Annotated in this window: 8 protein-coding genes and 1 pseudogene; 2 read left to right on the forward strand and 7 right to left on the reverse strand. The window is 65.0% G+C overall.

Annotation, left to right across the window (positions count from 1 at the left end; translation table 11 throughout):
- Nucleotides 1-153 precede the first annotated feature (153 nt).
- Nucleotides 154-969 (forward strand): DUF6088 family protein, encoded by an 816-nt coding sequence (locus ABLE93_RS26495; RefSeq protein ID WP_348842661.1) that lies wholly within the window; start codon nt 154-156, stop codon nt 967-969.
- A 379-nt stretch (nt 970-1,348) separates the two neighbouring features.
- Here the strand turns inward: ABLE93_RS26495 and ABLE93_RS26500 are convergent, their stop codons facing one another.
- The 4 genes from ABLE93_RS26500 to ABLE93_RS26515 form a co-directional block, all read right to left on the reverse strand.
- Nucleotides 1,349-1,990: a hypothetical protein gene (locus ABLE93_RS26500; RefSeq protein WP_348842662.1), complete on the reverse strand. Its 642-nt coding sequence runs from the start codon at nt 1,988-1,990 to the stop codon at nt 1,349-1,351.
- Nucleotides 1,991-2,095: 105 nt separating this feature from the next.
- Nucleotides 2,096-2,932 (reverse strand): hypothetical protein, encoded by an 837-nt coding sequence (locus ABLE93_RS26505; RefSeq protein ID WP_348842663.1) that lies wholly within the window; start codon nt 2,930-2,932, stop codon nt 2,096-2,098.
- A 4-nt stretch (nt 2,933-2,936) separates the two neighbouring features.
- Nucleotides 2,937-3,368 carry a type II toxin-antitoxin system VapC family toxin gene (locus tag ABLE93_RS26510; RefSeq protein ID WP_348842664.1) on the reverse strand — a complete coding sequence of 144 codons (432 nt, stop codon included), beginning with the start codon at nt 3,366-3,368 and terminating at the stop codon, nt 2,937-2,939.
- Nucleotides 3,365-4,000 (reverse strand): DUF433 domain-containing protein, encoded by a 636-nt coding sequence (locus ABLE93_RS26515; RefSeq protein ID WP_348842665.1) that lies wholly within the window; start codon nt 3,998-4,000, stop codon nt 3,365-3,367. The genes ABLE93_RS26510 and ABLE93_RS26515 overlap by 4 nt, the downstream gene beginning before the upstream one ends.
- 141 nt (nt 4,001-4,141) lie before the next feature.
- On the opposite strand from ABLE93_RS26515, the pseudogene ABLE93_RS26520 reads away from it, so the two are divergent.
- Nucleotides 4,142-4,360 (forward strand): annotated as a pseudogene (locus ABLE93_RS26520) (hypothetical protein); the annotation flags it as partial.
- 87 nt (nt 4,361-4,447) lie between these two features.
- Here the strand turns inward: ABLE93_RS26520 and ABLE93_RS26525 are convergent.
- From ABLE93_RS26525 to ABLE93_RS26535, 3 genes are read right to left on the reverse strand one after another with little or no spacing between them, the layout of a single operon-like run.
- Entirely contained in the window at nt 4,448-5,440 is a 993-nt protein-coding gene (locus ABLE93_RS26525) for a hypothetical protein (protein ID WP_348842668.1), read from the reverse strand.
- Nucleotides 5,437-6,162, reverse strand: coding sequence for an SMC-Scp complex subunit ScpB (scpB, locus tag ABLE93_RS26530; protein ID WP_348842666.1), 726 nt, complete (start codon nt 6,160-6,162; stop codon nt 5,437-5,439). Before scpB ends, ABLE93_RS26525 begins: the two co-directional genes overlap by 4 nt.
- Nucleotides 6,163-6,164: 2 nt before the next feature.
- Nucleotides 6,165-7,037: a DUF1403 family protein gene (locus tag ABLE93_RS26535; protein ID WP_510183097.1), complete on the reverse strand. Its 873-nt coding sequence runs from the start codon at nt 7,035-7,037 to the stop codon at nt 6,165-6,167.
- Nucleotides 7,038-7,323: the final 286 nt, after the last annotated feature.

The raw sequence follows: 7,323 nt of genomic DNA on the forward strand, positions 1-7,323 counted from the left end.
GCTCCGCCGAGAGGTCGTCGATCTGCGAAAGCCACGCCATGTAGTCTTGCCGGTCCATCTTCGCCTCCTGCGTGCAGACCGCCAGCCTACCAAATCGGATCATGCATAGCTAATGCGAATTGAGCCTAATTTTCGGACACGAACGGATGCCTGATGCTGGATCCTACGTCCGATACCCTCGACCGCATCCATGACCGGATCGCCAAGGCGGCACCGGCCGGGGTGTGGTCCCGCGCCGACTTCCTCGATATCGGGACGCCCAATGCCGTGGAGAAAGCGCTGCAGAGGCTGACCCGGCGGGGCGACATCCGCCGCCCTCACCGTGGCCTCTACGACAAGCCCACGACCAGCAAGCTGACCGGCAAGATGGTGTTTCCGCCGCGCGCCGCGTTCATCGACGCCATCGCCCGGCGCGACAAGCTGCGTGTGCTGGTCGACGGCATGACGGCGGCGAACGATCTCGGCCTGACCACCGCCGTTCCGGCCCGGTCGACGATCCATGCGGACACCTATCCGCGGACGATCGAGATCGAGGCCAACGCCGGCGATCCCAAGGCCGCGCAGCCGGTCATTTACAGGCTGGACTTCAAGCGCATTTCGGCCAAGACCGCATTCTGGGTCGGCCGGCCGGCCATGCGCGTGGTCCAGGCCCTGACATGGTATCGGGACGAAAAATCGAGCCTCGATGCGGCCGTCAACGGCATCGTGCGGCATCTGTCGCAGGCCCCCAACCGAGGGCAGGTCGCGCAGGACCTGCGCGACAACATCCAGGCAGTGCCAGCATGGATGTACCCCCTGACGCGATCCGGTTTCATCTCCATCCAGGACAGCAGCGTGCTGAGCTCGGCATTTGAGAGCGGCTCGGTGGAGTATTTATCATGGGGTCGAAAGATTTCGACGCCACGATCGTTGGGCGGACAGATGTCCGCTTGCTCGAAGCTCGTCTCCCGGCCAGTGACCGACGTGTGATCGAACGGGAACGCTTCGACCGCGTCGTTGATGTGCATGAGGAAATGCGTGACGACATTCTCCATTCCGAGAAGGCTGCCGCCGTGTTGCGCGCGAGGACGGTCGAGGAATGAGAATCGCGTTGCGATATCGGCGAGGCCGAAGACCCCAAGCGCCTGCATGGCCGAAGGCGGCATGGCGCCAGGACCGTCCACATGCCTGCGCAGGATGTCGGCTATCTTCGTCGCGTCGAACCGATAGATGACGCCGGGCGAGCCTCCGCTCGATCCGGCGATCTCGCCGGATGTCCAGTCGCGCGTCGCAAACCACACCGCTGCGCCGACGCTCGTACTGACATCCACCATGATCGATCCATAGTCATAGTGCTGCGCGATCGAGATCAGATCGAGCATCGGCTGAGCGGCCGTCGATCCAGGTGCCAGCAGGTGGCGGCGAAACCAAATCGTGCCGAGTGCGCTTGCCTGATGCGAATGGCATCGTACAGCATCAATTCGATCGCGCCGAGGAGCAGCTCACCGAGTTCGCGATTTTGGCTTGCAAGGATCGCCCGAGCCGGACCCGAAAAATTATCCAGTGGCGGGGCCAGGCGAAACTTCTGCCAATCGGCTGGTTTCGAATGTGTATAGGCCCGATAGGCGCTCGGGATGAGCGCATCGAGCGTGACGCGGATCGGGTTGATGCCAGGCGCCGCTCCCTCCATGCGAGGAACACGCCCCTCGTAAACACACTCGCGCCGCGTCCTCTGGCCGCGATACCAGAATCCGGCGCGATGCTCGCTGCTGAGTTCGGCAACGACAGCGGAGAGCGGTCGAACGGGGCGCGCCGGCGGTCGAAGATCGATGCTGGCTGTACCGGCTCGCGCCTTTGCCTGCTGCAGCTGTATCAGAAGCAGGCCGCCAATCATCAGACTCGGCTCATTCCAGTAGACGCCGTCGACGATCGGGAATCCATGACGCACCAGCGCGGCGTAGTGGCCACGACGTTCGACAAAGTGAGCGATGATCGGATCAACCGCACTCATATCCAGCCTCCGCGCATAACCTGAGCTGTGCCGCCCTATGACATACCATGTCGTGTTGGAATCTTCGCTTGCCGTGTCGATTCCACTTCTGCCCTCCAGGCTTTTCTAGTTGGGGCCGCGACCCTGTTGCAGGCGCCGAAGAAATGTCCGCGCCGTCACCAAGACGAGATGCAGCCGAAATGTGCAGTGATCTTCATCCGACAGTCCTGGATGCGAGCCCTCGGTGTGCAGTATTTTTATGAGCCCGTTGATGAAGTTCTTGCCGTCGACCGTCCACTCCTTGCGACGCACAGACAGAAATTCGATCTGGTCGCTGGCGAGCAGCGCGCGCCGGTTCTCGGCGCTCTGCGCCCGCTCGGCGGCGGCTGCATCGATGTGCCGGGCGATATCGTCGAACAGGCCTTCCATGAAGGTTCTGAGCTGGGCGTTCGCGGCCGCCCATTCGCCCCGCGTGTGCGTTTGAATGGCTTGGTCCAGGTGTCCGGCCGCAGTGGCGAAGCCGAAATGCTTTAGCAACACCCGCACCTCGTCATCCGTTGCCGGCAGGTCGATCTCCTGCGGCAGCGCCGCCCGCAAGGTGGGCGGCACGCCCCACTCGCCCCATGCAATGACATAGCCATCGCGAGCGAGGCCGCGCTCGAACCGATCTTGCAGGAAGTCGTCCGCGCCCTGCCTGCAAAGCCCGACGGCCTCACGCACGAACGCCTCCGCGAGCGTGAGGGCGCCGTCGATCGTCTCGATGATCTCGCCGCCGCGATCGAGGATGACGCGGCCGGCGACGTCGCATTTCCGCTCGATCGTGAGGGAGGTGTCCGCGGCGATGTCCTGCTCGAGTCCCAGCCGAAGCATGATGCGATTGATCTCAGCATGGGTGCCGACCCGGTGCGCTATTAGCTCGTTGGAGGCAATGATCGTCGGGCGAGTGAAGGGCTTGGCGCGCATCGGGTCACGGCTCGATCTGGAGCGGAGGATCGCGAAACGGATCGAGCAGACGGACGCCGCGGCCCTCGAAATCCTTGGTGTTACGGGTCACGAGAACGAGATCGTGAACGCGCGCGGTCGCGGCGAGGGCCATATCCCAACGATCCTTGTTCTTGGCGCCGAGCATGCGCGTCCATTCCGCGACGACTGCAGCGTCGACGGGAATGATGCGGTCCGCATACGTTTTCTCGACTGCAGCTATAGCCTTGAGCAATTCCGCCGCCCTCTGGGGATCGCGACGCTTCAATGCCTCCGCGCCGCGGCGCTTTTCAAAAAGCGTTGCAACGCTCAACCTGAGATCGGAATCGTCGACGGTGGCGAGCCATTTGCGCACATTCGCATTGCCCCGCGCGCCGAATTCGCGAAGCACATTCTCGTCGATCAGATACGTGGTCACGAAATCCTGCGCGGCGCGGCCTCTGCCGCAGGCGATTCCTCGTCGAATGCGCCAAGGTCGGCCAATTCGGCGAGCGCACGTTTCAGGCTCCGGGTGGGATATGGTCGGCCACGCTTTGGATAGGCCTTCGCGTACTCAATCGCAGACGTCACCTGCTCCGAGGTCAGCGACGGAAAATCTGCCACGATCTCCGCGACGGATTGCGTGCGAGCCAGCGCCGCGACCATGTGAACTGGGATGGTCGTGCCCTGGATGACAGGATCACCCCCTTCGTCCGCCTTGACCCAGCGCCGGAGCTCATCGAGGCGTCGCAGCCTGCCTCTGAGGTCGGCGTCGACCTTGCCAAGATCGAGCACGAGTTCGCCCAGCGTGACGCGATGGGAATCCGTTGAGAGCTGGCGGATTGCCTCGTAGAGACGCCGACGGCCGGCAGGCGTTAGATCCTTTTCTAGCCGGTCGGCAACCAGAAGGAAGCGCATCTCGGCAGGTCCAAGAAGGCGTTGGACAGCGCTGCCAACCCGGCGCTGGCGGGCGCGGATGACGCCGGTATCGACGGCCTTGTTGAGCGCAGTCGTCGACCGATTCAGGACGTAGCCAGCTTCGGTCAGCGTGAGAGCGTCTGCGGTGGACATTCGCATCCCCATATCTATAATTCATCCCCAATCTAGGGACGGATTATGGTGAGCGCAAGGCAGAAGCGTCGACTTGGGCGTTCAACCTGCTGTCCGTGTCGTGAGGACAGCACAGAGAACATGCGCTGACTGGGGGGGAATATGGTCGAGGTCTCGCGGGGATCGGAATGGCACAGGTGGGAGCCGCACATCCACGCGCCCGGGACCGTCATCGAGGACAGGTTTCCGGCCGGCGGGTGGGAACAATATCTCACAGCTCTGGAATCGGCTGCGCCGAAACTGCGCGCGATCGGCATCACGGATTATTGCGTCACCCGTTCCTACGAGCGTGTTCGAGCGCACAAGGCCCGCGGCCGCCTAGCCAAGCGATTCCCCGCATTCGAGGAATCGCCTTTTGCCCGGCCGCCACATCACCGACCACCAGATGAGGCTTTTCATGAAGTTCCGTCAGACCCCCATCGACGCCGCAAGATTGAGCCTGCTGCTCAACGAACTGCGCCTGCCGGCCATCAAGGTGCTGTGGCCGCAATTTGCCGAGACCGCCGACAGGGAAGGCTGGCCGGCCGCCCGCTTCCTGGCGGCAATCGCCGAGCATGAGGTCGGCCAGCATCGCACCAAGGCCCGGGCGACGTCCGGGAGATTGTCCGTTTCGTCATCTTCGAAAATGGTCTCATCGAGCTCGTCGTCATCAGCGATCGGAGGGGTTGTGAGCAGCCATACGGCACCGTCGAAGGTGTCCTTGTGGAAATATCGGCGCCCGGCCGGCGCTAGCCCCTTCTCCCAGGCATGGAGCCAGGCCCCCGGCCGCCAATCGATCTCATCGCCCGGTGGCAGATCGGCCGCGCGAGGCGGCCGGTTCCGCCACGACTCCATGGTGGCATTCACCCGTGACTGCGGGGACTGGAAAGAATGATTGTGGCGATCCGTGGCGCAGCGGTTCAGTTGATCCAGCGTCGTGCTCGGCGTCGCCCGTCTGCGAGGCAGGCTCGCCCACATTGCATCCTCCTGGCACCGCCGCACAGAAGCAGAAAACGCCTTGTCGCTTCCCTCCGCGACGACGAGCCGGACATCGGTCGCCGCCAGCGCATCAGGCAAGTCCACCGCAGATGCGGCGAGATGGCGGCTCACCTTCAGCACATCCGGGCGACCGCGCAGGCCGTCGGCTTGCGTCCACGCCTTCCCGAGAACACTCACGATCGATGCCGGATTGTCGACCGGCGTGAGCATGACCCATCGAAGCGAGGTCCCTGGAACCGAAAGCCCGTAGAGCAGCAAAGGGGTCAGGTCATAAGCGGCCAGGTCCTCCCGGGAAGCGGCTTCCCGGATGAAGACAACGCCATATTCCCGATGCAGGAAGACATGCTTCGCCGTCGCGACGACGAGGTGATGTTCGCGCACGCTCATGGGCCCGCCTTCGTCGTGTTCGTCAACAATGGTCATCCCTTCCCGCCTGATCCGTCGTCGAGGTCATAAGGCTCGTCCGCAGAGACGTCATCTCCGTCCAAGCCCTCCTCATCTCCCTCGCCCGTCATGAGCGCCAGGGGCATATCTTTGGCCAGAAGCTTGTCCTTGCTGAGCAGGCCGGCATCCTCGAGCGCCTCCATGTCGGGCAGGTCGCGCAGGGTGTCGAGGCCGAAATGCGCCAGAAAACCCTTCGTCGTGACATATGTGTAAGGCGCGCCCGGCTGCGGGCTGCGCGGGCCGGCGCCGATGAAGCCGAGCGAGCGCAAATAGCCGATCGTGTCGCGGCTGACCTGCTTGCCGATCATCTCGCCGAGCTCGCCGCGTGTCACCGGCTGGTGATAGGCGATGCAGACCAGCACCAGCATCTCAGCCTGGGAGAGCTGGACCGGCGCCGGCGTCGAGCCGAAGGCGGCGTGGATGGCCTCGGCATAGCGCGACCGGGTGCGCAGCTGCCAGCCGCCGGCGACCGCGACCAGGTCGTAGGGGTGGCCGCGCAAGCTCTCGCGGATGTCGTCGATGACGAACTCGATGCTGCAGGCGCCGCCGACCACCCGGGCGAGCGTCTCGCGCTCGACCGGGCCGGGCGCGGCGAAGATCACCGCCTCGACCCGCGCCACCCATTCGCGCCAACGCAGCTCCGCTGGAAGCTCGGCGAGCTCGGTGTCGAGGGAGGCAAGGGCGCGGCGCCGACGAGCCATGGTCAGAGCCCATAGAGCCGGAAGGTCGATCGACCGGAGAGCTCGCGTACCGCCTGCAGCGCCTCCAGCCGCTCGAACAGCCGGCGCGATGCCCAACGCGACAGCGACGGCGTCGTCAGCGCTCCCTGCACCGCGTCGTCCTCCAGCAGCAGGGCGATCGCCTCCCCTGCCCCCTTGGCGCGGAGCTTCGGCGCCGCCGCTTCGAGACGGGCCGCGCGGGGGGAAATCTCTGCGGCGATGCGGCAGGCCTCCGCGGCGCCGGCGGCCGCGGCGAGGCACAGGGTCACACTGCTCCCCTCCCCTCCCGATCGACGCCGACCGCCACCGGAACGGGCTCGCAGCGCTGGCGCGTGGATCTGGGTGGCGAGCACCGGCATCGGGATCGGCCAGCGCATCCGTCGCGCAAGCGTCAGGTCGGCGATCCACCAGGCAAGCGCCTCCGTCCCGGATGTGACCGCTCCCACCGCGCCGGCCGCCGCCGCTGCGGCAAGCGGCGCCGGCGCTCCCGAGGACGCGGCGTCCTCGACCGCCTCCGGTAGGACCTCAAGCGCCGGCGTCCAGGCGAGCCCCAGCAGATTGGTGAGCGAGCGCAGCCCTTCGAGGTCGAGGATCGGCGAACGGGATGCGAGCCGCCGCCACGCCGCCAGCAGGTTGCCGGCGGGCCCGGGATCGGCGCCGGCCGGGCGCAGATGCCAGGCGTCGCGCAGCGCCGCCTCGTCCTCGCGATGGCCGAGCAGGCGGGCCGCGCTCGCGGCCGCGTTGAGGGCCACCCGCTGGCGCCAGGCGCCGGCCCAGGGCGGATCGGCCCGCACCAGATTGTCGAGGCAATTCAAGGCCGCGCCGGCCATGTACGCGGCCTCGGCCGGGTCCTCCATCGGCGCTCGCGGGATCGCCCAGCCCGGAACGACCGGGGTTTGGAGTGCCGAAGTGGGGGTCGAATTTGGCGCGCGCATGGTCTGGAAGGATACCCGAACGGTGCGCTTTATGCCAATATTTCTGCAAAAAACCGCACGCCCTGTCGGCGCCATAAAACATCCGATAATGTTGCATTATCGGACATATTGACAGAGGGCGCCAAACAGGGTAGAAATGACCTGAAAGGTAGAATATTCGGAACCCTTCCCATGTCGGATGGGCGGAATTTGTGAGACTCAAGCGCTT

The sequence above is a fragment of the Xanthobacter pollutisoli genome (assembly GCF_040044995.1).
Lineage (GTDB): Bacteria > Pseudomonadota > Alphaproteobacteria > Rhizobiales > Xanthobacteraceae > Xanthobacter.